Annotated in this window: 15 protein-coding genes; 5 read left to right on the top strand and 10 right to left on the bottom strand. The window is 72.4% G+C overall.

From position 1 onward, the window contains the following. Positions 1–134 precede the first annotated feature (134 nt). The 3 genes from AC1HIL_RS07680 to phnD all read right to left on the bottom strand — a co-directional run bounded on the left by AC1HIL_RS07680 (position 135) and on the right by phnD (position 4,807). A complete protein-coding gene (locus tag AC1HIL_RS07680) occupies positions 135–2,525 on the bottom strand; it encodes a type VI secretion system Vgr family protein (RefSeq protein ID WP_479671511.1) in 2,391 nt (796 codons plus the stop codon). Positions 2,526–2,627: 102 nt separating this feature from the next. After that, positions 2,628–3,647 carry a phosphate/phosphite/phosphonate ABC transporter substrate-binding protein gene (locus AC1HIL_RS07675; protein ID WP_479671510.1) on the bottom strand — a complete coding sequence of 340 codons (1,020 nt, stop codon included), beginning with the start codon at positions 3,645–3,647 and terminating at the stop codon, positions 2,628–2,630. Continuing rightward, positions 3,644–4,807, bottom strand: coding sequence for a phosphate/phosphite/phosphonate ABC transporter substrate-binding protein (gene phnD / locus AC1HIL_RS07670; protein ID WP_412179417.1), 1,164 nt, complete (start codon positions 4,805–4,807; stop codon positions 3,644–3,646). The genes AC1HIL_RS07675 and phnD overlap by 4 nt, the downstream gene beginning before the upstream one ends. Positions 4,808–4,966: 159 nt before the next feature. Between phnD and AC1HIL_RS07665 the strand changes: the two genes are divergently transcribed. From AC1HIL_RS07665 to AC1HIL_RS07650, 4 genes are all read left to right on the top strand, one after another. Beyond that, on the top strand, positions 4,967–6,856 hold the full coding sequence (locus tag AC1HIL_RS07665; RefSeq protein ID WP_057593288.1) for an ATP-binding response regulator: 1,890 nt from the start codon (positions 4,967–4,969) through the stop codon (positions 6,854–6,856). A gap of 184 nt (positions 6,857–7,040) precedes the next feature. Then, the gene (locus AC1HIL_RS07660) at positions 7,041–8,105 is read left to right on the top strand and encodes an ABC transporter substrate binding protein (protein ID WP_479671509.1); all 1,065 of its coding nucleotides are present in this window, start codon (positions 7,041–7,043) and stop codon (positions 8,103–8,105) included. Next, positions 8,102–10,066 carry a hybrid sensor histidine kinase/response regulator gene (locus AC1HIL_RS07655; protein WP_479671508.1) on the top strand — a complete coding sequence of 655 codons (1,965 nt, stop codon included), beginning with the start codon at positions 8,102–8,104 and terminating at the stop codon, positions 10,064–10,066. The genes AC1HIL_RS07660 and AC1HIL_RS07655 overlap by 4 nt, the downstream gene beginning before the upstream one ends. Positions 10,067–10,088: 22 nt before the next feature. Then, positions 10,089–10,886 carry a hypothetical protein gene (locus tag AC1HIL_RS07650; RefSeq protein WP_479671507.1) on the top strand — a complete coding sequence of 266 codons (798 nt, stop codon included), beginning with the start codon at positions 10,089–10,091 and terminating at the stop codon, positions 10,884–10,886. Here AC1HIL_RS07650 and AC1HIL_RS07645 read toward each other — a convergent pair. After that, complete coding sequence (locus tag AC1HIL_RS07645; RefSeq protein ID WP_479671506.1) at positions 10,844–12,532, bottom strand: glycosyltransferase family 2 protein; 1,689 nt, start codon at positions 12,530–12,532, stop codon at positions 10,844–10,846. The genes AC1HIL_RS07650 and AC1HIL_RS07645 overlap by 43 nt on opposite strands. Positions 12,533–12,609: 77 nt before the next feature. Here AC1HIL_RS07645 and AC1HIL_RS07640 point away from each other — a divergent pair, with 77 nt between their 5' ends. Further along, a complete protein-coding gene (locus tag AC1HIL_RS07640; protein WP_479671505.1) occupies positions 12,610–13,464 on the top strand; it encodes a glycosyltransferase family 25 protein in 855 nt (284 codons plus the stop codon). On the opposite strand, the gene AC1HIL_RS07635 is transcribed toward AC1HIL_RS07640, so the two are convergent. The 6 genes from AC1HIL_RS07635 to AC1HIL_RS07610 all read right to left on the bottom strand — a co-directional run bounded on the left by AC1HIL_RS07635 (position 13,461) and on the right by AC1HIL_RS07610 (position 26,743). Further along, the gene (locus AC1HIL_RS07635) at positions 13,461–19,040 is read right to left on the bottom strand and encodes a two-partner secretion domain-containing protein (protein WP_479671504.1); all 5,580 of its coding nucleotides are present in this window, start codon (positions 19,038–19,040) and stop codon (positions 13,461–13,463) included. The two genes, AC1HIL_RS07640 and AC1HIL_RS07635, sit on opposite strands and share 4 nt — an antisense overlap. Positions 19,041–19,042: 2 nt before the next feature. Continuing rightward, complete coding sequence (locus tag AC1HIL_RS07630) at positions 19,043–20,758, bottom strand: ShlB/FhaC/HecB family hemolysin secretion/activation protein (RefSeq protein ID WP_413761598.1); 1,716 nt, start codon at positions 20,756–20,758, stop codon at positions 19,043–19,045. 258 nt (positions 20,759–21,016) lie between these two features. Further along, a complete protein-coding gene (locus tag AC1HIL_RS07625) occupies positions 21,017–23,116 on the bottom strand; it encodes a CHAT domain-containing protein (RefSeq protein WP_412179418.1) in 2,100 nt (699 codons plus the stop codon). 171 nt (positions 23,117–23,287) lie between these two features. Continuing rightward, positions 23,288–24,325 carry a porin gene (locus AC1HIL_RS07620; RefSeq protein WP_479671503.1) on the bottom strand — a complete coding sequence of 346 codons (1,038 nt, stop codon included), beginning with the start codon at positions 24,323–24,325 and terminating at the stop codon, positions 23,288–23,290. A gap of 119 nt (positions 24,326–24,444) precedes the next feature. Continuing rightward, positions 24,445–25,413: a Bug family tripartite tricarboxylate transporter substrate binding protein gene (locus tag AC1HIL_RS07615; RefSeq protein ID WP_413761600.1), complete on the bottom strand. Its 969-nt coding sequence runs from the start codon at positions 25,411–25,413 to the stop codon at positions 24,445–24,447. Positions 25,414–25,540: 127 nt separating this feature from the next. Further along, positions 25,541–26,743 (bottom strand): DUF5624 domain-containing protein, encoded by a 1,203-nt coding sequence (locus tag AC1HIL_RS07610; protein ID WP_479671502.1) that lies wholly within the window; start codon positions 26,741–26,743, stop codon positions 25,541–25,543. Between the last annotated feature and the right edge of the window lie 4 nt (positions 26,744–26,747).

The raw sequence follows: 26,747 nt of genomic DNA, 5'->3' as shown, positions 1-26,747 counted from the left end.
CCGTCAACGGCAAGGGCTGCCTGTAAGAAGCGGTGAGTTTCCGGCGCGAGAAGTCATGGGCAAATCCGCCTTAAGGCCTAGCTAACGGCATAGGCGGCGCTCGAGGACGTACGGCGAAGGGAGTAGACGCGGGCTCAGGAGGGAGGACCGACCGGCCCGGTCTTGACGTGGCTGGCCGCGTGCTCGACCCAGCGGCCCGGCGTGCCGTGCACGATGCCCTCGCTGCTCCATTCGCTGAAGCTGCCGCCGCCGTTGACGACGATGCGCTTCGGCGCCGCGATGCGGATGTCCGCGGTGCTGCTGGTGATGCGCACGGCGCCGCGGGCCTCGAGGCCGATCGCGCCGGCGCGCGCCTCGACGCGGACCGCGCCGCTGGCCGCGATCCACCGCATGCCGTGGCGCAGCGCGAACAGGCGCACGCCCTCGCGCGCGGCGACCAGCAGCCGGCGCAGCGCGCTGAAGCTCGCGGGACCTTCGCTCGTGAGCGCGAGGGGACCGCCGGCCTGCAGGTGCAGGCTGCCCGGCGTGGTGGCGGCGATGCCGGCCGCGCTGGCGAGCAGCAGCTGCGCCGCCTGCAATTCGGGGCAACGGCCAGCGGGCGGATCGCCGGGGCCGCCACGGATCGCGTCGTTCTGGGCTGCCAACACCTGCGCCACCCGCGACTGGTCGTCGCCGGCATCCTGGGCCTTCGCGGCCAGGGCGGCTTCGGCCAGCCCGCGGTGCAGCGCCCGCGCATTCGCGAGCCGCGCGGTGGTCTCGCCCATGTCGAGCGCATGGTTCGCCGCGTTCGGCCGGGCCTCGGTGGTGATCAGCATCCCCCGTGCCGCCCTCAGCACCCCGTGCCCGTCGGTGCGCAGCTCGAAGCCCTCGCCGCGCTCCTCCTTGCGCCCCGCATGGTCCTCGATGCGCGCGTAGCGCCCCAGGCTCAGCACGCTGCACTGGTGGTCGCTCCTGAGCTGCGCCTGGATGCGATCGGGCGTGTCGTCGAGCACCAGGTGGTTGCTGCGTCCCGCCGCCGCATTGCCACCGCCCTCGGTCAGCTCCCGGCTCCTGAACCCGCTGAGCGCGGCCTGTTGCGGCAAGGCCCAGGGCGGCAGGTTGTCCCGGTCATGCACCCGCCCCGTGCAGATCGGCAGGTCGGCATCGCCGCCGATGAAGCTCACGATCACTTCCTGGCCGATGCGCGGCAGCCAGGCGCCGCCGAGCTGGTTGCCCGCCCAGGGCGCGCTCACGCGCAGCCAGCAACTGCCGTGGGCGTCGTGCGCGCCCTCGCGGTCCCAGGGGAACTGCACCTTGATGCGGCCCAGGGCATCGGTCCAGAGGTTCCGGCCTGCGGGGCCGACGACTCTTGCGACCTGCGGGCCGACGGCCACGGGCTTGGGCCGCACGAGCGCGGGGCGCAGCGGTTCGGCCAGCGGGTGGGCGGTGAAGTCGAGATTCACACGCCAGTGCGCGCGGCGGTTGCTGTCGGCGCCGACCTCCTCGATCAGCAAGCGGGTGTCGAGCGCGAGGTACTCGGTGGCCCCGACCTCCTGGCGCGGGTGGCCGTGCAGGCGGAAGGTGTGTCCAGGAGCCAGGCCCCGCAGGGGCCCGCAGCCCCGCGCGCGGACCGCCTCGGCGCGCAGGGCCTGCAGGCGAAGCAGCGCCAGCTGGCGGCCCTCGGCGAAAGGATCGTTCGCGGCTTCCTCGAAGCCCCCGCGTCCGGCCCGAGGCTGCGCCCAGTGGCTGCCGCCGACCGGGTCGTGCCAGCTGTAGACCTCGGCCTGTGAATCGCCCTGGCCGACGGAAAGGTCGGCCCGCGGCCGCATGTAGTCGTACTCCCGGCTCGCATACCGCCCGCTGGCGATCCGGTGCATGGGCACGAAGCCGTGGACGTACTCCGCATCGAGCTTCCAGCCCGGCGGATGGAAGTCCAGGTCGCGGTAACGCCCGGCGGCGGGCGCAAAAGCCCCGGTCCCATCGCCGAGCACCAGCCGGTGCGCCCCGTCCGCATGCTCGAAGTGATAGCCGATGCTCCATTCCTGGCACAGGCGCTCGAAGAAGGCGAAGTCGCTCTCGTTGAACTGGGTCTGGTAGTCGCGCGGCGGATAGTGCTCGGCCAGGCGCCAGCGCACGGGAAAGGGATAGCGCGCGAGCAGGGCCTCGAGGATCTGCACGACCGTCAGGTCCTGGAAGATCCTGCAGTCGGTGCGCAGTTCGGCCAGGTGCAGCCAGGGCCGCAGTGTCAGCAGGTACTGGGCGTGGCGGCCCGCCTCTCCCAGAAAGGCTGCCTCTGTGACGAGCGCGTTGATCTCGCGCACGCCGTCCAGCCCGTCGTCGAGTGCGATGCGGCAGTGGATCTCGCGGCCGATGAAGGCATCGAGGTCGAGGTCGGTGTCATCGGGCGACTCGAGCAGCAGCTCATAACAGAACAGCGCATCGAGCCCCTCGCGGCCCGACAGCCGCACGGCCCGCAGCGCGGACTGGCCATCGACAAGGGGAAGCGCCGGTCCGGAGACCGACAAGGTGCGCGGCAGATTCGACATCGGCGTGACCTCCCAGGGAACGAGGTCGCGCAGTGTGCAAGCGCCAACGCGTTTGCACTGCGAACAATGGTTGCGCCGGCGCCACCCGGCGAGAGGCGGGCCTCAGCGCGCGGCAGTACCGCCCAGCTGCCGCACCTGGTCCGCGTAGACCTTCTCGATGCGCTGCAGCCGCTGTTCGCGCGCGGCCTCGTTGACCCACTGCGCGGCCATCGCGCGCTGGCGGCCGAGCTGGCGGTCGAGCCGGGCCTGCGGCAGCAGTGCGCCGTCGTCGGCCGCGGCGTAGCCGAAGCCCGCGCGCAGGGTCTTGAGCACCTCGCGCTCGGCATCGCCGCGCGCGCCCTTGCCCTGGCCGTAGTTGGTCAGGAAGGACTGCAGCCGGGCCTGGAACTCGGGCGGCCAGTCGCGCCGCACCACCATCGGCGCGCCCGGCGGCGGCTGCGATTCCCACACCACCTGCAGCCGTTCGGCCTCGACCGGGAACTGCTCGCGGAAGCGCTCGAAGTCGGTCGTGTTGTTGGTCGCCACGTCGGCGTCGCCATTGGCCACGGCCAGCGCGGTGGCCTGGTGGGTGTCGACGATCTCGCTGCGAAAGCGCGTTTCCATCGCGATGTGGTTCGGCAGGAACAGCTCGCTCTGCGGCACCTGGAAGCCGGTCACCGAACGGCTGTCGCCGCGCGCGAGCCGCCACTGCTCGGGTTTGGCGAGCAGCGCCTCGAGGCTGTTGAAGGGCGGCGCCTTGCGCATCAGCAGCACGGCGCGGTGCTCGGGCATGCCGGGGCGGCGCGCGATCTGCGCGATCACCTTCATGCGGCCCTGGGTCACGGCATCGAGCGCCATCTTGGCCGACAGGAAGGCCATGTCGATCTCGTCGCGGCCGATGGCGCGGTCGAGCTCCTCGTACGAGGAGACCGAGTAGGCGCTCACGGGCACGCCGATGGCGCGGCCGAGGTCGGCCAAGAGCGGCGTCCACAGCGCGCGCGACTCGACCGCGCCGCCCAGCGGCAGCACGCCGAAGCGGATCCCCTTGACGGGCGCCGGCTGCGTGGCCAGCGCGGCGGGCGCCACGGCGCAGGCCAGCACGGCGAACACCGCCAGCCACGCGGCGCGCAGCCAGGCGATCAAGGCGAGACGTCCTTCAGCACGCCGACCTGCTCGGCATAGCCGCTGTCCAGCCGCTGCAGGCGGGCCTGGCGCGCGGCGTCGTTGACCCATTGCGCGGTCTTCGCGTTCTGCGTGGCGAGCTGGTAGGCCAGCTTGGCGGCGGGCAGCAGCGAGCTGTTGTCGGCCGGCACGAAGCCCGCGAGGTCGTGCAGCGACTTCAGCACCACGCGCTCGGCATCGCCGCGCGGCCCCTTGGCGCGGCCGTAGGCCACGAGGAAGGCCTGCACCCGCTGGCGCAGCTCGGGCGGATAGTCGCGCCGCATCACGATCTGCGCATGCGGGATCAGCTCCGACTCCCACAGCACCTGCAGTCGGCCGGCCTCGGCCGGGAAGCGCAGCTTGAAGCGCTCGAAGTCGGCCGTGTTGTTAGTGGCGACGTCGGCCTCGTTGTTGGCCACGGCCAGCGCCGTGACCTGGTGCGTGCCCACCACCTCGCTCGCGAAGCGGGTCTCCATGGCGATGTGGTTGGGCAGGAAGAACTGCAGCTGCGGCACGATGAAGCCCGACACCGACTGCTTCTCGCCGCGCGCGAGGCGCCAGCGGTCGGGGTCGGCCAGCAGGCCCGCCAGCGTGTTGAAGGGCGGCGCCTTGCGCGCCAGCAGCAGCGCGCGGTAGCCGGGCAGGCCGTCGTGCCGCACCACCTGCGCCACCACCTTCATGCGGCGCTGGCTCACGGCGTCGAGCGCCATCTTCCCCGACAGGAAGGCCATGTCCACGTCGTCGCGCTGGATCGCCTGCTCGAGCGCCTCGTACGAATTGACAGAGAGCACCGCCACCGGCCGGCCGAGCGCGCGGCTGAGCTCGGCCAGCAGCGGATCCCAGTCGCTGCGCGATTCGAAGGCGCCGCCCAGCGGCAGGATGCCGAAGCGCATCGGCGCGGCCTCGGCGCCATGGCCGCCCGGGGCCGTGAAGCCGCCTTTGACGGTCTGGGCCGGCGTGGACTGGGCCGAGGGCGGGATGTTCGAGACCGAGGGCAGCGAGGGCGCCGCCGGGCCCTGCGCCATCGCGGCCCAAGGCAGCGAGGCGCCCAGCAGTACCGCCGCCAGCCAGCGCCGCCAGGCGGGGCGACGGATACCGGTGGGCTCGGAGGGGCCTGGGGAACAGCGCAGGAAAGCCGGCATATTTGGACGGGCGAGGACGGCCGCAGCGAACCGGCCGGTCTAACATGGCGAAGCGGACGCCATTAGATATCAACCAGAAGCAGTTTTCGTGATGTTTTTCCCGTCTTCCCTGCCTCGCACGGCCTCCGTAGGCTCGGTCGCCATGCCCTTCCCGCGTCCATGAACTGGAACTTCGCCGTCGTCCGCGGCCTGGCGCGGCTCACTTTCGCGCAGCAGCTGATCCTGCTGGCGATGCTGCCGGCCATGGTGGCGACGCTGGTCGCGATCACGGTGCTCACGCGCCAGCACCTGGACAACCTCACCGAACTGATGCGCGCCAATGCGCAGACGGTGGCGCTGCAGGTGGCCACGGTGGCGCAGGCGCCGATCGTGCGCATGGACCGGCGCGCGCTGCAGCGCACCGCGCAGTCGGGCACCTACCAGCCGCACGTGCAGCAGGTGCAGATCTGGTCGGAGGACGGCGAGATCGTGGCCAATTCCGAGACCATGGACCGCGCGCGCGGCGAGGGCCTGCAGGTGGTGGTGCCGATCGTCGGCGACGACGGCCGCGCCAGCGGCAAGGTGATGGTCGAGATCAGCCTCGGCGCGGTGCAGAACGCGCGCCGCTCGGTCTGGCTCAACGTGGTGCTGGTGCTCGGCGCCAGCCTGGTGGGCGTGGGCCTGGCCGGCTGGTGGGCGGCGCGCCGCATCAGCGAGCCGATCCGCGCGCTCGGCAAGGCGGTCGACCGGCTCGGCGCCGGCGAGGCCGCGAGCGTGACGATCGAGGGCACCTCCGAAGTGCAGCACCTGCAGCGCGGCTTCAACGAGGCCGCGCGCGCGCTGGCCGAGAGCCACCGGCTGCTGCAGAGCCGCATCACCGAGGCCACGGCCGAACTGGCGCGCAAGAACCAGCAGCTCGAGGTCGCGAGCCAGGCCAAGACCCGCCTGCTGGCCGCCGCCAGCCATGACCTGCGCCAGCCGCTGCACGCGCTCACGCTGTTCTCCGACGGCCTGGCCAACGGCGAGACCGATCCGCTGCGGCTGCAGCGCATCGGCCACATCCGCGAATGCGTGGACTCGCTCGACCGGCTGTTCTCCGAGCTGCTGAACCTCTCGCAGCTCGACGCCGGCGTGCTGCAGCCGCAGTGGGTCGACTTCCCGCTCGATCGGCTGTTCGACGAGATCAGCCGCAACTTCCGCCCGGTGGCCGAACAGCAGGGCCTGCGGCTGGTGGCGCGCAAGACCGACCTGTGGGTGCGCTGCGACTACGTGATGCTGTCGCGCATCCTCAACAACCTGGTGTCGAACTCGCTGCGCCACACGCTCGAGGGCGGCGTGCTGATCGGCGCGCGCCAGCGCGGGCGCGGCGTGCGCATCGACGTGGTCGACACCGGCGTGGGCATCGCGCAGCAGCACCAGGCGCGGGTGTTCGAGGAGTTCTACCAGGTCGAGCCCTCGGGCCGCCAGGCCTCGCGCGGCACGCGCGGCATGGGCCTGGGACTGGCCACGGTGCAGCGGCTGGCCGAGCTGCTCAACACGCGCGTGGAGCTCAGTTCGCGCGTCAACAGGGGCACCTGCGTGCGCGTGCTGGTGCGCTCGGCGCCCGCGGGGCTGCCCGCGCCGGCCGCGGCCGCGCAGCCCGTGCTCGAGAACGACGCGCACTGCCTCGCCGGCCTGCGCATCCTGGTGATCGACGACGAGCGCACCATCCTCGAAGGCCTGACGGTGGTGCTGTCGAACTGGGGCGCCGAGGTGCTGGCCGCGCAGACCCGTGCCGAGGCGCTCGCGATGGCCGACACCTGGCCCGTGCCGCCCGACGTGGTGGTCAGCGACCTGCTGCTGCAGGGCGGCGACAACGGCCTGGACGTGATCGCCGCGCTCGAACGCCATCCGCGCGGCATCGGCATCGGCACCGCGCGGCTGCTGGTCACCGGCGAGACCAAGCCCGACCGCCTGCGCGAGGTGCAGAGCGCGGGCATCACGGTGCTCTACAAGCCGGTGTCGCCGCGCGTGCTGCGCCAGGCGATCCTCGCGCAACGCGCGGCCGCGGCGCGGGCCGTGCAGGCCTGAGAACGCGCCGGGCAACGGGCTTCGGTGGCGATACGCCATCGGAGATAGGCCAAGCGGCCGTTGCCGCGTGAACTTCCTCACAGCCCGGCAGGGTGCGCGCCGCGGGCATAAGCCCTCCGCCTTATCGCGCGAAGGGGGGCGCTTCCGTACATTGAACCATCGCCCCCCAGTGGCAGAAGCCTTCATGTCCGTCGCCGCGAACCCCTCTCCCATCCTCCCCTGCACGACCCGGTTGCTGCGCGGCGCCACGCGTGCGCTGCTGGCCTGCGCCGCGCTGCTGGGCGCCGCGCTGTCGTCGGCCGGCGGCTTCACGGTCCTGATGGGCGACGACCTCGCCGCGCATGCCGAATTCGTGCAGCAGTTGCGCCAGGGGCTGGACCCCGCGAGCCGCTTCGAGCTGGTGCGCCTTTCTCCAGGCGCGCCCAATGCCTCCGACAGCGCGGCCGCCGAGCCCGGCGACGTCAACGTGAGCGTGCGCACGCGCAGCATGCGGCCCTCGATCTCGAGCGCCGACGGCGGCTCGCTGACCATGGCGGTGGGTGCAACGGCCGCGCGCGCCGCCATCGAGCGCCCGGGCCAGGAACCGCTGGTGCTCGCGATGCTGAGCCGGCTCGACTACGAGGGCCTGCGCGCCAGCCCCGCGCTGCGCCGCGCCGATCGCCGCGTCGGCGTGCTGCTGCGCGACCCGGCCATGGCCGACCAGCTCGCGCTGGTGGGCGCGGTGCTGCCGGCGCAGCGCCATCGCCTCGGCGTGGTCGCGACGCCCGAATCCGAACCGCTGGTGCGCGACCTGCAGCGCGCCGCGCAGGCACAGCCCGGCGGCGGCTGGGACCTGCAGGTGGAGTACACGCCCGACGCGCGCTCGCTCGCCACCGCGCTGCGCGCCGTGGTGCCGCGCAGCGATGCGCTGATGGTGCTGCCCGACCTGATCGGCGACAACCAGGCCGCCACGCTGTCGGTGCTGCGCGCGGGCGCGGGCGCCGGCCTGCCGGTGTTCGGCGCCAGCGAGGGCCTGGTGCGCTCGGGCGGCCTCGCGGCCGCGGTCTCCACGCCGGCGCAGCTCGCGCAGCAGGCGCGGCTGCTGGCGCAGAAGGTCGCGGGCGGCGCCGGCGCGGGCGGTGGCGGCAATCCGCTGGTGGAGGCCGCGACGCCCGCCACCGTGCGCATCAATCCCACCGTCGCGCGCGGACTCGGGCTGCGGCTGCCCGAGGAACGCGAACTGACCGAGCGCCTGACCGCCACGCGATGAGCGCCACCCGGCCGCCCGAGGGCGCGGATCCCAGTTCGGCCGTGCCCCCCATCGCCGGTGCCCTGGTGGTGCGCGGCAACCTGCAGCGCGACCTGTTCCGCCTTGGCGTCGTGCCCTGCGTGGCGGTGGCGCTCGCGCTCACCGCCTGGTTCACGCACAACCGGCTGCAGACGCTGGAGGCCGCCTTCGACGCCGAGGGCCAGGCGGTGGCGCGCCAGGTGGCGGCCATGTCCGACCTGAGCCTCTATGCCGGCGACCTGCCCGCGCTGCAGAACGTGGCCAATGCCGCGCTGCGCGGCGGCCAGGTGATGCGCGTGGAGATCAGCAACAGCGCCGGTGTCTACGTGACGGCCGGGCCCAAGGCCGGCTCGCTCGCGCAGCTGCGCATGTTCACCGCGCCGGTCACGCTGCGCGAGGCCTCGCGCGCCAGCGCCTTCGCGCCCGCGGGCTCGACCGCCGCGGGCGAGACGCCGGTCGGCCTGGTGCAGACCTTCCGCGACACCACCGCCTATTCGCGCGAGCGCACGCGCTCGCTGCTCGCGGGCATCGGCATCGCGATGGTGGCGCTGCTCGCGGCCTGGGCCTCGGTGCGCCACATGGCGCGCACGGTGGCGCGGCCGCTGCGCCGCGTGTCGCGCACCGTGGCGGCGCTCGAGGCCGGCCATTTCGAGATGCGCTGCGGCGTGGTCGAGGGCGGCTCGCGCGGCACGCACGAGCTGGCCATGCTGGCGCACGACATCGACCGCCTCGCCGAGCGGCTGCAGCACAACCGCCAGGTCAGCGAGGAGCGCGTGCGCGAGGCCACCGCTGTCGCGCTGCAGCGCATGGCCGAGGCCGAGCAGGCCGCGCTGTCGCGCGCGCGTTTCCTGGCCGCCGCCAGCCACGACCTGCGCCAGCCGCTGCATGCCATGGGCCTGTTCATCGACGGTCTGCTGCCCGGCGCGAGCGAGGCGCAGCGCCCGGCCGTGCTGCGGCTGCAGGAGAGCACCGAGTTCATGGGCGTGCTGCTCGACGACCTGCTCGAGATCTCGCGGCTCGACGCGCAGGTGCTCACGCCGGCCATCGCCAAGGTCTCGCTGGCCGCGCTGTTCGACCAGCTCGATGCGCAGCACGCGGCCAGCGCCGCCGAGCTGCGCGTGCGGCTGCGCTGGAGCGACCGCGGCCTCGCGGTGCGCAGCGACGCGGCGCTGCTCAAGCGCATCGTCGGCAACCTCGTGAGCAATGCGCTGCGCCACGCGCCCGCGGGCGGCACCGTGCTGGTGGCCGCGCGCCGCGCGCGCAGCGGCCCCGACGGCGGGCGCGGCGTGCGCATCGAGGTACGCGACAACGGCGTGGGCATCGCGCCGATCCACCAGCAGCGCATCTTCGAGGAGTTCTACCAGGTGGCGAACACCGAACGCGACCGCCGCCGCGGCTTCGGCCTCGGCCTCGCGATCTGCGCGCGCATCGCCACCCTGCTGGGCACGCGCATCGCGCTGCGCTCGGCGCTCGGCGCCGGCAGCACCTTCGCGCTGACCCTGCCCGCGGCCAATGCCGCCGACATCGCGCCGCCGCAGCCGGCACCGCCCGCGCCCGCGCCGCTCGCGGGCCTGCGCTGCCTGGTGGTGGACGACGACCCGGCCATCCTCGACGGCAGCCGCGCGCTGCTCGAGCAGTGGGGCTGCCAGGTCGAATGCGTGGCCACCGGCGCCGAGGCGATCGCGCGGCTGGGCACCGGCGACATCCCCTACGACGCCGTGCTGTGCGACCTGCAGCTGCCCGGCGACACCGACGGCATGGACGTGATCGACGCCGCCAAGCGGCTGCAGCCCGAGGCGCTCGCGGTGCTGGTCTCGGGCGCCACCGGGCCCGATGCGCTGCAGCGGCTGCGCCACAGCGGCGCGACGCTGTTGACGAAGCCGGTGGCACCGGCGAAGCTGCGGGCGCTGCTGTCGACGCGGCGGCATGCGCAGCCCGCATGAACACCGTCATTGCTCCACCACGATGCTGTCCATCGACGCCCTGAAAGACATCCGCCCCTTCATCGCCACGCCCAGCTACAGCGGCGCGATGACCAGCGACTACGTGCGCAGCCTGCTCGGGCTGGTCAACCTCGCGTGGCGCCACGGCTTCCCGATGCAGACGCGCTTCCTCGACGGCGACAGCCTGATCCCGCGCGCGCGCAACCGGCTGGTGGCCGAGTTCATGGCCGACAGCCGCTGGACCCACCTGTTCTGGATCGATGCCGACATCGGCTTCGAGCCCGAGGCCGCGCTGCGCCTGCTGCTGGCCGGCCACGCGGTGGTGGCCGGCGCCTATCCGCACAAGAACGACGGCTGGCCGCGCGCCGGGCTCGCGCAGCCGCTGCCCGCGGGCAGCACGCGCGAGGACTTCGAGGCGCGGCACGCGGTGTTCCCGGTCAACCTCACGGGACCCGAAGTGGCGGCCCGCGTCGACGCCGACGGCTTCGTCGAGGTGCTCGACGCGCCCACCGGCTTCATGCTGATCGAACGCGCCGTGTTCGAGCGGCTCGCGCAGGCCCTGCCCGAGCTGCGCTACACGCCCGACCGCATGGAGGACGAGGCGGCCGCGGCCTGGCCGCACCACCGCTTCTTCGACGTCTGGGCCGAGCCCGGCAACGGCCGCTACCTCAGCGAGGACTTCGCGTTCTGCCGCCGCTGGCAATCGATCGGCGGCCAGGTCTTCGTCGACACGCGCTCGCGCCTCACGCACACCGGCACGCGCGTCTACCGCGGCGACTACGCGCGCTCGCTCGCGGCCAGCGCCGGGCCGTCGGGCTGACGCAGATCGGCCGGCAAGGTCTCCAGGTCGTAGCCGCGATCGGGCGCGATCTTCTCGAGCCGCAGTCCCGGCCCTTCCTCGGCGAGGTAGTCGTAGCCGACGGCCTGCCAGCGGTGCCCGGGATCGAGTTGCCGATAACGGTCGCGCCGCGCGATGCGGTCCTCGCGCCGGATCATGCGCAGGTGGTAGAGCCGGAAGTAGCTGCGGAACATCCGGCCATGCCGCGCGACCGCGTCGGGATACCAGGGCCCGTGCAGCGCGGGTGCCGCGTCGTAGGCGATCTCGCGCGGCAGCCGGAACAGGCACACGCGCGACTTGGCGCCCCAGGGGCCGTCGTCGCGAAAGCGGTCGGGCGCATCCCAGAGTTCGCGCACCGCGAGCGAGAGGCAACCGAGTGGCGTGTCGGACAGCGAATCGACGATGGCGCCGAGGTGCTGGAGAAACAGGCGCTCGTAGCGCTCGTCGGCATCGCAGACCAGCACCCAGCCCGCGCCATGGCGCCGCGCGCCTTCGAGCAGCCGGCGCCTGTTGTCCGGCTCGTTCCAGACGCCGCCGGGCGGGTTCGACAGCAGCTCGAGCAGCTTGGGCTCGCGCCGCAGGATGCGCGCGGTGTCGTCGGTCGAGCCGTCGTCGAGCGCGATGACGCCGTCGACATGCTCGCGCAGGTGGTCGAGGCAGCCCTCGAGCAGCCGCGCCTCGTCGCGCAGCTGCAGCACGCAGACGATGCGCGGCCGCGCTGCCAGCGGCTTCGGCGGCTCGGCGCTGCAGCGCGGGCAGAAGTAGTGCGGCGCCGGCTCGTGGTGCAGCATGCGCGCGCAGAGTTCGCACTGGCGGCGCGAGCCCATCGCGAACACGGGCGCGGGTGGCGGCCACGCGGGCACGGCCCCGGCATCGGCCGGCGGCGCGTCGTCGCGGGCGATGCGCGCGAAATCGCGCCCCCAGTCCTCGCCGTTCGCGCGCGCCTGCGCGGGCGTGCACTTGCGCCAGTCGTTGTCGGGATCGAACTGCTCGGCGCCGTCGCGCGTCTCGAACGACAGGTGCAGCAGCTTCAGTTCGGCGCAGGCCAAAAGCCGCCAGCCCGCCATCTCGAGCCGCACGCGAAAGTCGTCGTCGTCGCCGCCCCAGCCGGCGAAGGACTCGTCGTAGCCGCCGACCGCCTCGAAGGCCTCGCGCGGGCCGCACAGCGAGCCGTAGAAGGTGCGCAGGAACAGCGCCTCGGGCACCTGGCGCGCGAACAGGACGGGCAGCGGCCCGTCGACCTCGTCGAAGCGCGCGAAGCCCACGCGGCCCAGCACCACGCCGCGCTCGACCGCCAGCGCGGCCTGCAGCGCGAGCGCGGGTGCGTCGTCCACATAGGCCGACTCGGGCGAATGCACGAGCACGAAGCGGCCGCGCGCATGGCGCACGCCGACGTTGATGGCCCGGCAGGGCGGGCGCCAGCCATGCGGCCGGTCGTTGACGACCACGCGCCAGCACACCGTCTCGAAGCGCGCGAGCAGTTGCAGCAGGCCCTGTTCCTCGGCCGGTTCGTCGAGCGCGATCACCACCTCGATGCCGGGGCGCGACCAGTGCGGCGCGTTGAGCGCGGCCACGCGCTCGAACTCCGCGAGCTTGCGATAGAACGGCAGCACCACGCTGAGCATCATGCGGTCCGCCTCTCGGCGATCGGCGCGATGGCGCAAGACAAGGGAGACAATGGCAGGACCTGCTTCATCCCCGCATCATGAACGGTTGCTTCATCAATCTGCAACGCAGTGGCGATCGCCGCACGGCCATGGAAGCGCAGCTGCGCGCGCTCGGCATCGAGGGCGTGGCGCGCTTCGAGGCGATCGACGCGGCCACCCTGCCCGCGGTGCCCGCCGATGCCGCGACCAGCGCCGGCGAACGCGCCTGCTTCCTCTCGCACGCACGCGCGCTCGAGGGCGCGCCGCCCGATGACTTCTTCCTGGTGCTCGAGGACGATGCGCTGCTGAGCCGCGCGCTGCCGCCGCTGCTGCGGCCCGAGGCGCTCGCGCAGCTCGCCGACCGGGACCTGGTGTTCCTCGAATGCCTGCCCTACACCTCGGCGCCCGGCCTGCTCGCGCTGTGGCAGGCGCTGAAGAAGCAGCTGCCCGCCGACCCGGCCGCGCCGCGCGATGCGATCGCCGGCATCGAGGTGCTCGATGCGCGCGGCCTCTATAACTGGGGCGCGGTCGCCTACCTCGCCACGCCGAAGGGGCTGCGCGCCCTGCCGCCGCTGCTGCGCGAGGCGCTGGCCGAGGGCCCCGCGCAGGCCTTCGACATGGCCTTGAACCGCTGGGTGGCCGAGGGCCGCCTGCGCGCGGCGGTGCTCGCCCCCTTCCTCGCCACGCCGCGGCTCGAGAGCCATGCGCACAGCACCATCGACGACCGGCCGCGCGCGGCGGAGAACGATGCGCTCGGCGGCGCGCTGCGGCGGCTGTTCTTCGCCGGCCCCATCGACGGGCTCGAGGCCCATGTGGCCGGCTACCGCCACGCGGCGCTGACCGACGATCCGCAGCTGCGCCTGCTGGCCGACCTGATGGCGCAGCTGTTCGTCATCACGGCACGGGACGCCTAGAAGTCGGCGCAGCCGTTGCGCCGCTCGGTGTTGACGCAACTCAGCAGGTTCGGCCGCGAACGCACGCGCGACCATTCGCGCGCCAACACGTCGCCGCCCTGCGCCGCGCGGTCGCCATCCAGCGGCCCGGTCGCCACGCAGATCGGCGCCTGGCCGATGTTGCGGTCGTACAGGTAGGTCGAGGGCTGGTCGCGCACCACGTCCACCGAGGGCAGCTCGGGCCGCTCGAGGAAGACGAAGGGCGGTGGCGGCGGCGCCACCGGCGGCGGTGGGGGCGCGGGCGGCGGCGGCGGCCCCGGATCGACGCGCAGGTTGCCCGGCACCACCTGGATCGCATAGCCGGCCGCCGAGGCGAAGGCGCCGTCGATCGGATAGTTGCCCGGCGGGCTCGAGGCGTTCGCGCCGGTGCCCGGCGTGCCGCTGAAGCTCGAGGCGTTGTCGCCGAGGATCAGCCCGCTGACGCTGTAGGTGAAGGTGGGGTTGGGCGCGCCTTCCTGGCGCGAGGCATTGCCCACGGTCACGATCGCGGTCGGCTGCTGCGCGTAGATGAAGTGGTTGTCGGTGGCCGGCACCGTCACCGTGCACAGGCCCAGGTAGGCACAGTGGTAGAGGTTGGGCAAGGGGCCCGAGCCCGCGAGGCCGCCACGCGTCTCGCCGATCCAGGTGTCGGCCCAGACGCGCCAGGTGCCGGCGCCGATGGTGAAGCTGCCCGGATTCTGGAAGCGCGCCGCCGCCACCAGGTCTGCGCTGGTGCTCGCGTTGACGCTGGTGCCCAGCGTGAGGTCGCCCGCGAGCGTGCGCACGAACACCGTGCCGGCCGACATCGAGGTGGTGGCCGTCGGCGCGAGCTGGTTGGTCGCGGCGTCGAAGCCGTTGACGCTCAGCGCGCCGACGGTCACGGCGTTCGCGTCGACGTAGGCGAAGCCGCCCTCGGCACCGCCGCTCACGGTCGCCACGTTGTTCGCGGGATTCCGCAGGTCGACACCCGCGCCGCTCGAGCGCGCGAGCAGCCCGGTGGCGGTGATCGCGCCCGCGGCCGACTGCGTGATGTTGCCGTCGGACAGCAGGCCCAGTTGCGAGGCGCCGACCGTACCGTTGAGCGCGATGTTGCCGCCCGCGTCGTTCTGCAGGGTGAGCGCGCCCGGCGTGGCGATGGCGCCGGCCACCGTGATGTCGGCCGCATGGGTGGCGCTGCCCGCCACGATGGTGGGTGCGGCGAGGCGCGCGAACTCCGCGCTCGAGACCGAGTAGCCGCCGGTGCCCGCGCCGCCCAGCACGATCGGCGCATTGGTGCTGTCCGACACCGCGAAGTTGGCGTCCATGCCGCCGGGCCGCAGGTTGATCGCGGTGGCCGCGCTCACCGGCGTGCCGATGACGATCGCGTCGGTGCTGCCGTCGTTGACCGCGCGCAGCACCAGGTTGCGGCTGCTCTGCACCACCGGCGCCGCGCCGGGCACGCTGGGCGAGCCGCCGGCCTCGATCGAGACGCCGCTGCCGCCGTTCTGCGAGCGGCCCGTGATCTCGATGTCGCCGCCGCCGGTGGTGACGATGCGCGCGCCGTTTTCCAGCCGCACGCCCGAATCGGGCGCGGCCGCGGGCACGGTGGTGTCGTTGTTGAAGTTGTAGCCGCGCAGCGCGATGCTGCCGCTGCCGGTGGTGATGCTGCTGCCGCCGTTGACCAGCACGCCGTGCGCCGCCGCGAAGGTCGACGAGGCCTGGCGCCGCGCCACGCCCTGCACCGTGACGTTGCCGCTGGTGGTCGAGATGGTCGAGGGCGTGCGGCCGTCGGTGATGACCACGCCGCTGTTCCAGTCGGCCGAGCTGCCGCGAATGTCGACGTTGCCGGTCGACGTCGCGATCTGCGCGCCCGCCAGCGTCACGTTGCCGCCGGCGATCTGCACCGCGCCGCCCGCGCCGGCATCGGTCTGGCCCACGCGGGTGTCGATCTGGCTGTCGACCAGCGTGACGTAGCCGGTGGGCGCGCCGGGCTGGCCGCTGTAGAGCGTGACCGCGCCGCCATCGGTCTGCACCGAGGCGCCATTCATCTGGATGAAGCCGCTGGTGGCGCCGCCATCGCCACGCGCATTCATCGTGACGCTGCCGCCGCGCGTGGCGATGGTGCCGTTGTAGCTGATCGAGCCGGGCGTGGCCGAGGGCGTGCCGTCGGGATTGACGCCCGCGTTGAACAGCACGTTGAGCGGCCCGCCCTTGCCCGACGAGCGGATCACCGTGCCCAGCCCGCCCTGGATGCTGTTGCCCGAGGCCAGCTCGAAGCTCAGCGGGCCGAAGGCGGCGGTGTAGTCGATCAGCGCGTTGTTCGCGAGCGTGATGCTGCCCGCGCCCGGCCCGCCGGTGCCGGTGGTGATCTTCACGCTCGCGCCGCCATTGAGCGCGGCATTGATGTCGCCGTCCTGGATCGTGGAGTTGGTGACGGCATCGAAGGGGTTGGTCGGCAGCGTGCCGGCCGCCGCGCCATTGACGATGGTGACCGCATAGGGGTCGATCAGCCACTGGCCCGCGGTGCCGGCCGGCGCGCCCGCGTTGACGCGGATGCCGGTCAGGTCGAACTGCGTGCCCGAGGTCTCGACGAAGCCGCCGTTGCCGCCCGTGCTGCCGCCGCGCGCCGACAGCGTGCCGTGCGCGCGCAGGCTGTCGCCCGCGAGCAGCCGGATGTCGCCGCCGTTGCCGCTGGCCGAGGTGCTGTCGGCACGCAGGGTCATGCCCGTGGCCAGCGCGAGCATGCCGCCGGTCTTGTCGCTGACCGTCGATTCGAAGCGGATGCTGCCGCCCGTGCCCGCGCCGCTCGCATCGGCCAGCGTGCCGGTGGCGCCCGCGAGGCCGCCGCCGTAGATGTTGCGGCCGGTGACGGCGATGGCGCCGCCGGCGACGTTGTTGCTCGCGGTGCTCAGCAGCGCATCGGCCTGCGCGCCGCGCTGCAGCAGCACGTCGCCATTGCCGCCGACGATGTTGATCTGGCCGCCTTCGGCGCGCAGGCCCTGGCCGGCGCCGCTGGCGCGGATCCACACCGCGGTGGGCGTGAAGCCTTCGTTGATGCCCGCCGGCGGTGGCGTCGGCACGCCGTTGAAGTCGTAGGTCAGGCCCGCGCTGCCGGCGGTGCCGACGATGTCGATGCGCCGGCCCTGCCCGGCCGCGATGCCGGTGTCGCCGATCAGCACGCCGTGCGAGGCATTGATGGTGGACGAGGCCGAGAGCTTGGCGAAGCCGGGATCGGCCAGCAGCGCGCCGAGGTCGGCGCCCTTGCCTTCCACGCGCGCATTGCCGCCGGTGACGATGTCGGTGCCCGCGAGGCGCACGCCCGCGCCGCTGGCGCCGAACTGCAACCGCTCCACGTCCTCGCCCGCGGTCCAGCCGCGCGTGCTGCCGCGCACCGTCACGTCGCCGCTGGCCGAGGCGATGCGGTTGCGCGGCCCCGGCGTGCCGCCGGAGGAGGACTGGCCCATCGCCACGCCGGTGGCGGCCAGCCCGCCCGTCCCGTCGACGGTGATGGCGCCGCTGCCGCTGATCAGCTCGGTGCTCGCGAGCAGCACGCCGGTGCTGCCGACCAGGTAGGAGCTCGAGAGCACGGTCTGGCCCGCGCCGCGCAGGCTGATCTCGCCGCCCTGCGCGCAGCTCGCGGCGCCCATGGCGCAGGTCGAGATGCGCCCGCCGGTCACCTGCACGCCGGCACTGGAGAAGGGCAGGCTGGAGAAGCTGACGTTGGCATAGCCGAGCGCGCGGCCGTTCTGCGCGTCGCCCTGGCCATAGAAGCGCACGTTGCCGCCATTGGTCTCGATGACGGCGTCGGTCATCTGGATCGGCGCGATGCGCGCCGCGCCCTCGCCGACGATCGGCGCGTCGCCGGCCGGCAGCGCGGGGCCGTTGGCATCGGCGTTGAAGTCGACGTGGAGCGCGCCGGTCTTCGACTGGATGGTCGAGCGCTCGAGCATCGCGATGCCGGTGGCCGAATCCACGCGCAGCGAGGCATTGCCGCCCTCGTTCTTGACCACCTGGGCCGCGGTGTCGAACACCACGCCGAAGATCTCCTGCCCGCCCTCGGCATTGGCCGCGCCGCTCGCGAGCGTGACGTCGGTGCCCTGGCCGAGCGCGCGGCCCAGCGCCTGCGAACTGATCGGGCTGGAAGCCATGCCGCCGGCGCTGGGATAGCTGCCGGGGTCGTAGTTCGGCGCCTCGGACGTGACCACGATCTGCTTGTTCGAGTTGAGCGTCCACTTGCCGTTGGCGCCGCCGTTCGCGCCGCCCGCGGCCGACAGCGCGAGGTCGCTGCCGACCTGGATCGCATCGGCGCTGGTGGTGATGCTGCCGCCAGCGCCCGAGCCGGCGCCCTTGGCCGACAGCGTGCCCGACAGGTGCATGCCGAGCCGGGTGGCCGGCGGCGCCTCGCTGCCGGTGCCGGGCAGCGCGCCGTAGCTCGCCTCCTCGATGCGGATCTCGCCGCCCGCGGCATTGCCGGCGCGGCCATCGGCACGCACCACGGCGCCCGACGCCAGCAGCGCGGCGGGCGGGGCCGACGCGATCGACAGCCCGTTCAGCGCCTTGAGCTGCACCGAGCCGCCGCCCGCGTCGCCGCTCGCGTCGAGCAGCGCGCCATCCATCACGCGCACGCTGCCCGCCGCCACCGAGATGCGGCCACCCACCGCCGTGCCGGTGGAGGTGGCGTCGAGCGTGCCGCCCGCATGCACCTCGTTGTCGGCGCCGCCACCGAGCACGATCTCGCCGTTCTTCGTGCCGAGCGAACGCGCGCGCACCACGCCGGCCTGGTTCACGACTAGTTCGCCGAGAGTGGTCGACTGGCCCACCATCACGACCTTGCCGCCGTCGGCCTGCACGGTGCCGGTGTTGCCGACCGAGGCGTTGGTCGCCATCGAGTCGGATGCGATCGCGATGTTGGTGAGGCCGTCGCCCGCGAGGTCGAAGGTGATCTTGCGGCCCGAGACCAGCGCCACGGTCTGGCCGTCGGCCGTGATGGTGCCGGTGTTGCTCACGCCCGCGCCCATCAGCACCACGGGGCCGCCGGTGGCCGTGATGCCGCCGTCGTTCACCACCGTCTTGGCGTTGGCATTCAGCCGCTCGAAGCTGAAGTTGGTCGTGCCGCCGAGGAAGTTCGCGTCGCTGGTGGTCAGGCCCAGCGTCGAGGCCACGAGCCCGCCCACGTTGACGCTGGCACCCGAACCGAACAGCACGCCGTTGGGATTGATCAGGAACACGCGGCCGTTGGCGTTGAGCTGGCCCGCGATGGTCGAGAGCTCGTTGCCGGTGACGCGGTTGAGCAGGATCGCCGAGGCATTGGGCTGCTGGATGTTGACGATGTTCTTGGCGCCGATCGAGAACGTGGTCCAGTTGACGATGCCGCGCTGGCTGCCCTGCACGATGCTCATGATGTTGCCGGCCTGGGTCATCGAGACCATGTTGCCCGGCAGCGCCGAGGGCAGGAAGCCCGTGGGCAGCACCTGCGCCATCGCGGGCACGGCGCCCGCGCAGATCAGCGAGAACGCGACCGGCCGCAGCCGCAGGCGGCGCGCGGTGGTGCGAAGAAGAGGAGACGTGCGTTGCTTCATGGTCAGAACGCCTTTTGAACCTGGACGTACAGCCGCGGGTTGTGGCCGCCGCCGTCGGTCTGTGCCCGCGGTGTGCCGTCACGCCAGGCCAGCGTCGCGTTGATCGAGAAATTGCCCGGGCGCGACCAGCTCAGGCCGATGCCGTAGCCGCGCAGGCTGCGCGAGTTCTCGCCGTCGAAGGGCGAGGGATGGCGCGCGAGCTTGCCGCGCGCCGCGTCGTAGAACACGAAGGGCGTGAGCTCCTCGTTGACCGACCAGCGCCATTCGACGGTGCCGATCACGCCCTGGTCGGCCAGCAGTTCGCCCGAGGGGTAGGCGCGCACCGCGCGCGCGCCGCCGAGCGCGAGCTTCTCGGAAGCATCGAGGTTCTTGCTGGCCCACTGGCCGCCGATCGAGAGATAGAGCGAATGGCGCGGCACGATCGACTGCAGCCGCGAGAGCTGGAAGCTCATCTTGGTGAAGCCGCCCTCGGTCTGGCGTCCGCCGAAGGCCTGGTCGGCCGCGAGGGTCTGCGGGTCGCGGATCGACAGCGAGCCGTGGTAAAGAGTGCCGGTGCTGGCCCAGTAGCCGCCGCCGAGGACCTCGTCGCGCCGCTCCCAGGTCCAGCCCAGGCCGATGCCGCGCACGCGCTTCTTGACGTCGTAGTCGACGGCGCGGATCTCGTCGCGCAGGTCCTTGAAGTCGGCGGTCAGCCGCAGGAACAGGTTCTGCTGGCGTTGGCGGATCAGCGGATAGTTGAGCGAAAAATCGAGCACGTCGGCGCGGCCCTGCGCGTCGAGGTCGGAGAACTGGCCACCGAGGTCGTAGCTCACGCGCGCCAGGCCCATGCCGGCGCGCAGGCCGCTGGTGCCGATCGGCGCCTCGTAGGCGATGCGGCCGTACTGCAGCGCATTGCTGTCGGACACCATGACGCGCGCATCGAGGTTGTCGCCGATGCCGAAGGGGCTGAGCCAGCGCACGGTGCCGCCGAGCCGGTAGCGGCCCGACTCCTTGGTGCCGTGGTTGTCGCCCTCGGCGGTGAAGGCCCAGCGCGGCGCGGCCGCGACCTCGACCGAGAGATCGGTGGTGCCGGGCTGCGTGCCCTCCTGCAGCGCCGACGACACCTTGACGCCGGGCTGGTCCGACAGCAGCAGCATCGCGCGTTCGTAGGCGGGCGCGTTGACGGCCTCGCCCGGCTGCAGCGGCGCGAGGAAGCCGCGCACGCGCGCCTCGGCGATCGGCGCCTCGGGTGCCACCAGCACGTCGACGCGGCCCAGCCGGCCCTCGATCACGCTGATCTCGACGATGCCGTCGCGCACGGTCTGCACGGGCACCACGGCCTGCGCGAGGAAGTAGCCGCGCTCCTTGTAGCGCGCGGTGATCGCCTTCGCGAGCTCCTCGAGGTCGGCCAGCGTGACGTCGCGGCCGATGTAGGGCGTGGTGATCGACTGCAGTTCCTCGTTGCTCAGCGCCTTCACGCCATTGAGGCGCAGGTCGTTGAGCTTGAAGGCACCGGTGGCGGAGGTGTTGCGCGACGGCGCGGGCAGGGTCTGCGGCGCGACACCGCCGGTGGCCTGGGCGATGGGCCGGTTGCAGCTGCCGCAGGGGTCCTGCGTGGGCAGCAGCGCGGTCTCCTCGGCCTCGGTGGCATGGGCACGCTGGGCGGCCACGAGCAAGGCGGCGCCGAACAGGGCGGAGACGGCGAGGGCGATCGGCGTGGAGCGTTGCAGGACGCGCATGGGGATGCTCCGCCGCGCATCGGGGCGCGGGCTTTTCGAGAGGTTTTCGTTTCGCATCTCAGTTATCCATTGCGCTGCGCGCCACCCGCATCGCATGAAGCGACAGACGGGGTCGAAAACGAAAGCGGACTTCCGGACGCAGAGGACGCGAAGGTTGCGCGAAGGACGCAAAAGGAAGGCAAGAAAATTTTTGAATTTCTCTTTCGCGCCCTTTGCGAAATCTTCGCGTCCTCTGCGTCCGGCTGTTGGTGTTTCATTTCAGCCTCCCACCGTCAGACGCCAGTTGCCGATCAGATTGAACGGCGCCCAGAAGAAGGGATGCGACATCTTGGGATCCTTGAGCACCGCCAGTTGCCCCGCCTGCATCGCCTTCTGCAGGTCGCGGCCCTTCGCGAGTTCGCCGTAGAGCGTGCTCATCAGCACCGCCGTCGCGTCGTCCGACACCGGCCACAGCGAGGCGATCAGGCTCGAGCTGCCCGCGGAGAGGAAGGAGCGCGTGAAGCCCAGCACCTCGTCGCCCTGCGCGATGCGGCCCAGGCCCGACTCGCAGGCCGACAGCGTCACCAGGGCCGTGCCCTGCATCGGCAGCTCGAGGATCTCGTGCGCCTCGAGGAAATTCTGCTTGCCGCCCTCGTTGGCCAGCAGGATGCGCGAGTACAGCGGATCGACCTCGTCGGCTTCCGCATGCGCCGCCACGTGCATCAGCGGCGAGCGCGCGGCCACGTCGCGGAACTGCGTCTTGGTGGCGGCCGCGCCCATGTAGACGCTGTTGCTCGGGAAGTACTGAGCGAGCTGCTTGACCTCGCTCTCCGCGCCCGGCAGGTCGTATTTGTCCTCGATGCGCGGATTGCCGAAGGCCGTGAGCGTGGCGTTCACGCGCGGCGTGCGCTGCGCGAGCTGCACCGCGATGCTGATCGACGGCGCCACCGCCACCGGGTGCGTCTCGATCACGTAGCGGCCGTTCAGGCGCAATGCCTGGAACGGCAGGTAGTGCAGCGGGCCGTGCGGCACGATCACCAGCCGCTGGCCGGGCTGCAGGTTCAGCGGGCCGAGCAGCGCGGCGCCGAGCTTGTCGGCGTTGGTGATCGCGGTGCGGCGGCCGCGCACGATGGTGTTGCGGAAGGTCTCGACCAACTCGTTGAGTTCCTCGCGCCTGACCGGGATCGTCTTGCTCTCGATGCCCGCGGGGCTCACCACCCACACCATCAGCCGGTCGGGCAGCGAATGGAACTGCACCACGCGCTCGTCGGCGGCCAACGTGCGCTGCAGCGTCGCCAGGTCCACCGTGGCCGCGGCCTGCTCGCTGAGCTTGGCGCGCCCGCGCACCGCGTCGAGCAGCGCGCGCGAGCGGCTGTGCTCGCTGACCTCGAAGGCGCGGGCGCTGTCGCCCGCGTCGCTGTAGATCGCCACGCCGCGCTCGAACACCGACTGCAGGTCGGAGAACAGCCCCATCTTGAATTCTTCGCTGCGGAACTTCGCGCGCACCTTGTCCACGCCATCGAGCGCGCGGCCCACGGCCTCGGCCGCGGCCTGCTTCTGGCCCAGCGCCACCTCGCTGCGCGCCACGCCGTCCCAGGCCCAGAGCTGGTAGTAGCCGCTGTCCGCGCCGACCTGGCGCGTGGCCAGCGTGCGGTAGAGGTCGCGTGCCTCGGCCGGCTTGTTCTCGGCCAGCAGCAGCCGCGCGCGCGTGCGGTCGAGCTGCGCGGCCAGCGGTGCGTCCTTCGGCTGCGGCAGCGTGCCGATCAGCTCGCGCGCGCGCTGCGTGTTGGCCGGCGTGCCCGATTCGATCAGCGCATTGACCAGCGAGGCCTGCACCAGCGGCGCATAGCGCGGCGAGCTGTTGGCGAGCGCCTCGTCGTAGCTGAGGATCGCGCCCTCGTAGTCGGCGCGGCGCGTGCGCACGTCGCCGATCACCTTCTGCACCGGGCCCACCACCAGCTTGGGGTCGCGCGCCTCGCTCTTGAGCGCCTCGCGGGCGAACTGCTCGGCCTTCTCGAGCTGGCCCGAGTAGCTGTAGACGATGGCCAGGTCGCGGTTGGCCATGGCACGCAGGTTCGGGTCGTTGGTGGTGTTGGCCAGGTGCAGCGCCTTGCTCGCGGCGCGCACGCTCTGGCGGAACTCGCCCGACTCGGCCAGCGCCACCGCCTGGCTGCAGTACTGGTAGCCCGAGAGCTTGACGTTGTCCTGGCCGTAGAGCACCGCGCCTTCGCTGGTCAGCGCCAGCAGCGTGTCGGTGTCGGCGAGCCGGGCCTGCTCCATCTTGCTGGCCGCGGCCTCGGCGCTCGGGCCTTCCTGCGCCTGCGCCGGCGACAGCTGCGTCAGCAGCACCACGCCGGCCCATCCCAGCGCCCATCCCATTCTCGAAAACCTCGCCATTGGACCCCCGCGCGCGGCCGGCATGCCCGCCTTGGCGGGCATCGACGCCGCGGAAGTGCGCGCCGTTCTGGCCTCGTGGGGAAAGTCTAGGGACGGCCCCTACCCCCGCCTATTCGCAATACGGTCTAGCGCAAATGGACTAGGGCCACGGCCTCAGAAGTTGTGCGAGATGCCGAACTGCAGCCCGCTCGAGGGCATGCCGGGCGAGCCGGCCGGCGAGGAATCGGCGACCACGTAGGCCGCGTTGCCGCGGTTGCGGATGCGCGAATAGGCCGTGTAGACCGCGGTGCGCTTGCTGAGCCAGTGCACGTAGCCGACCGCGAACTGGGTCGCGTCGTCGGCATCGAGGCCGGGGCCGCTGCGATTGGCACGCGCGGCCGACACCTTGATGACACCCGGGCCCACCGGCATGCTCGCCCCCACCATCAGGTGCACCTGGCGGTCGTTGGTCGTCTGGTGGCGGTGGTAGTTGGCGTAGAGCTTCACCGGCCCGAAGTCGTAGGTGCCGCCCACGGTCGCGGTGCGGTAGACCTGCCCGTTGGCCACCGGCGTGCGGCCATAGGCGGCCGCGATGTCGAGCGGGCCGCTGGCATAGCCCAGGCGCGCGCCCGCATAGCGCATGCCTTCCGCGCCCTCGGGCATCGCGTACATCGCCTGGCCGTAGAAGCCGCCGAGGTCGCGCGGCAGGAAGTAGCCGACCGAGTTGTCGACCCGCACCAGCGTGCGCGCGCCACCCAGGCCGAACGGCCAGCCCTCGACCATCGCGGCCGAGCCGCCCACGCCCACCGTGCCGAAGGGCGAGAACTGCGAGACGTTCCAGAAGGTGGGCACGTAGTCGCGGCCCAGCCGCAGCTCGCCCCAGGTCCGGCTCGACAGGCTCAGCGTGGAGCGCCGGTGCCAGTAGACGCCCTGGTACTCGCCGGTGTCGGGCAGCAGCGCCGACTCGAGCCAGAAGCTCGCGACCAGCCCGCCCCCCAGGTCCTCGCTGCCGCGAAAGCCCAGCCGGCTCGGGAAGATGTTGCCGCCCTGGTCCATGGCGCGCACGCTCTTGCCGCCGGCCTTGCTGTAGGTGAAGTTGAGGTCGACGGTGCCGAACACCTGCACGCTCGACTGGGCCTGCGAGAGCAGCGGCAGGGACGAAAGGAACACGGCGGCCAGGACGGCGCGGAACGCGAAGGGGATGTTGCGCATGGGTGTCTCCGAGAAATGGGCGAGCGAAAGCCGGCGCTGCGGCCCTCGGGCCGGCGCGGCGCGGTCGAAATGGAAAGAGGCGGTGCGGGATGGCGCGGGGCAAGGCCCGGCCGCGTCACTCAATCGATGCGGATGTTCTTGGCCTTGATGAGCTTGCCCATCGCCTCGGCCTCGCGCCGCACGATGGCGCGCGTCTCCTCGGGCGTGGTGCCCATCGGCTCGAGCCCGGCCTCGGCGATCAGCTTCTGCATCTCGGGCGACTGCGTGGCCGCGCGGATCTCGCGGTTGAAGCGGTCGACGATCTCGGGCGGCGTCTTCGCGGGCAGCCAGAAGCCCAGCCAGGTGAACACCTCCAGGCCCGGATAGCGCTCGGCCAGCGTGGGCACGTCGGGCAGCGCGGCGCTGCGCTGGCTGCCGGTGTAGGCGATGGGCTTGATGCGGCCCGCGCGGATGTTGGGCAGCGCGGAGATCGGCGGCTCGAAGCCCAGCATCACCTGGCCCGCGATCACGTCGGGCATGGCACTCTGCTTGTAGGGCACGTGCAGCAGCTCGATGCCCGCGGCATCCTGCAGCAGTTCGAAGCCCAGGTGCGCGGTGCTGCCCGAGCCGTAGGAGGCGAAGCTCACGCGGCCCGGGTCCTTCTTCGCGAGCGCCACCAGCTCCACCAGGTTCTTCGCGGGCACCGAGGGGTTGGCGACGATGAACGAACCGCCCTTGAGCGCCTGCGTGACCGGCACCAGGTCGGTCTGCGGGTTGTAGGGCAGCTTCGACAGCAGGAACGGCGTCATGGTGAACGGGTTGCTGGTCGAGAACAGGATGGTGTAGCCGTCGGGCGCGGCCTTGGCGACCGCGTCGGTGCCGATCGCCGCGAGCGCGCCGGGGCGGTTCTCGACCACCACCGGCGTCTTGAGCATCTGGCCGAGCCGCTCGGCATAGGCGCGCGCGAACACGTCCGAGCCCACGCCGGCCGGCGTGGGCGTGACGATCCGGATCGGGCGCTGGGGCCAGGCGCCGGACTGCGCCTGCGCGCCGGCGCTGGCCAGCGTCAGCGCGAGGGCGGCGCCCCACAGGGTTGCGAGTTTTCTCATGGTCTTGTCTCCGTTCTCTTTTCTATGAATCGAATGCGCGCGGCGTCGCCGCCGGCGTGCCTGCCGTCCTGCTCTTCTTCTTTGGTTGTCCCGCCTCCGCGAGCCCGATCGGCCCGCCGCAGTCCACTCAACCGCCGGTGCGCGGCACCAACGGTGGATAGCTCACGTTGTCCAGCCCCGGCACCACCAGCCGCGCGGGGTCGTTGCCGTTGGCGCGCAGCTGGTCGACCGCGTAGTCGACCACGCAGCCCGAGAGCAGCTGCCGCGGATCCTCGAGCACCACGCGCAGCCGCGTATTGAGCGCGAACCAGTCGTCGGGACTCGCGATCGCGGGCATCTCGCCGACCGACTCCGTCCGCGCGTCGATGCGGGGCCGCCCCGCGGCGCCGGGCTCGAAGCGCGGATAGCCCTCGTACATCAGCGGCCCGAGTTCGCTCACCGTGCGCGTGTGGGCCCAGATCTGGCGCAGCGGCTCCTCGAAGGCGCGCACCGCCGCGAGGTCGGGCAGCTCGGCCACCTTGAAGCTCGGGCCGTGCGGCGCGATGTAGAGCCGGTCGAGCGCGAGCCGCTGGCCCGAAGCCGCGAGGATCATGGCGGCGACCGAATTGGTGGTCCAGGTCACGCCGGCCGTGGGCCGGCCCTGGCGGCCGACGATCAGCACCATGGCGCGCGACCAGTCGATCGCATGGCGGTCGAACCAGCCGATCACGCGGTGGCCGGTGTCCATGCCGACCAGGAAGAAGGTGGCGATCATCACGGCGTTCATCGGCACCGTGGCACCCGCGGCATCGCCGCGCGCCTCGATGTAGTGCTCGCGCATGTCGGCGGCGGTGAAGCTGTCGGGCTCGCGCAGCGCGCGCTCGAGGTAGCGCTCGGTCAGCGCGCACGAGTAGTCGACCAGCTGCGCGATGCGCGCCTCGCGGCCGCGGTAGGCGGGCACCGCGACGGTGTCGCGCCACAGCGCCTCGGAGTTGGCGGCGCGCGCGGCGCGCGTGCTGTCGATCAGGCGTCGGGTCTCCGCGCGCCAGAGTTCGCCCTCGGGATCGAGCTCGCGCAGCCGCAGCAGCGAGGCCACCGCGGGCCCGTGGTGCGAGATGCCCGCGAGCTCCTTGAAGCCGCGCGTGGACATGCGGAAGCCCTCGATCTCGGGCGGCCGGCCGCCGCCGGGGAACAGCACGATGTCGGTGCTGGTCGCGACGATCAGCGGATCGTGCGCGCTGGCCGCGGCGGTGCGCGCCGTCAGCGTGGCGCCGATGCTCGTGGGCCCGGCCGTGTAGGTCTCGAACAGGCGGACCAGCTCGGGGCTTTCGTGGGGTGCGTAGGTGGCCATGGCG

The organism is Variovorax sp. ISS6, from assembly GCF_056523145.1.
Note: the sequence above shows the minus strand (reverse complement) of the source record. Positions and strands in the feature narration are given on the sequence as shown.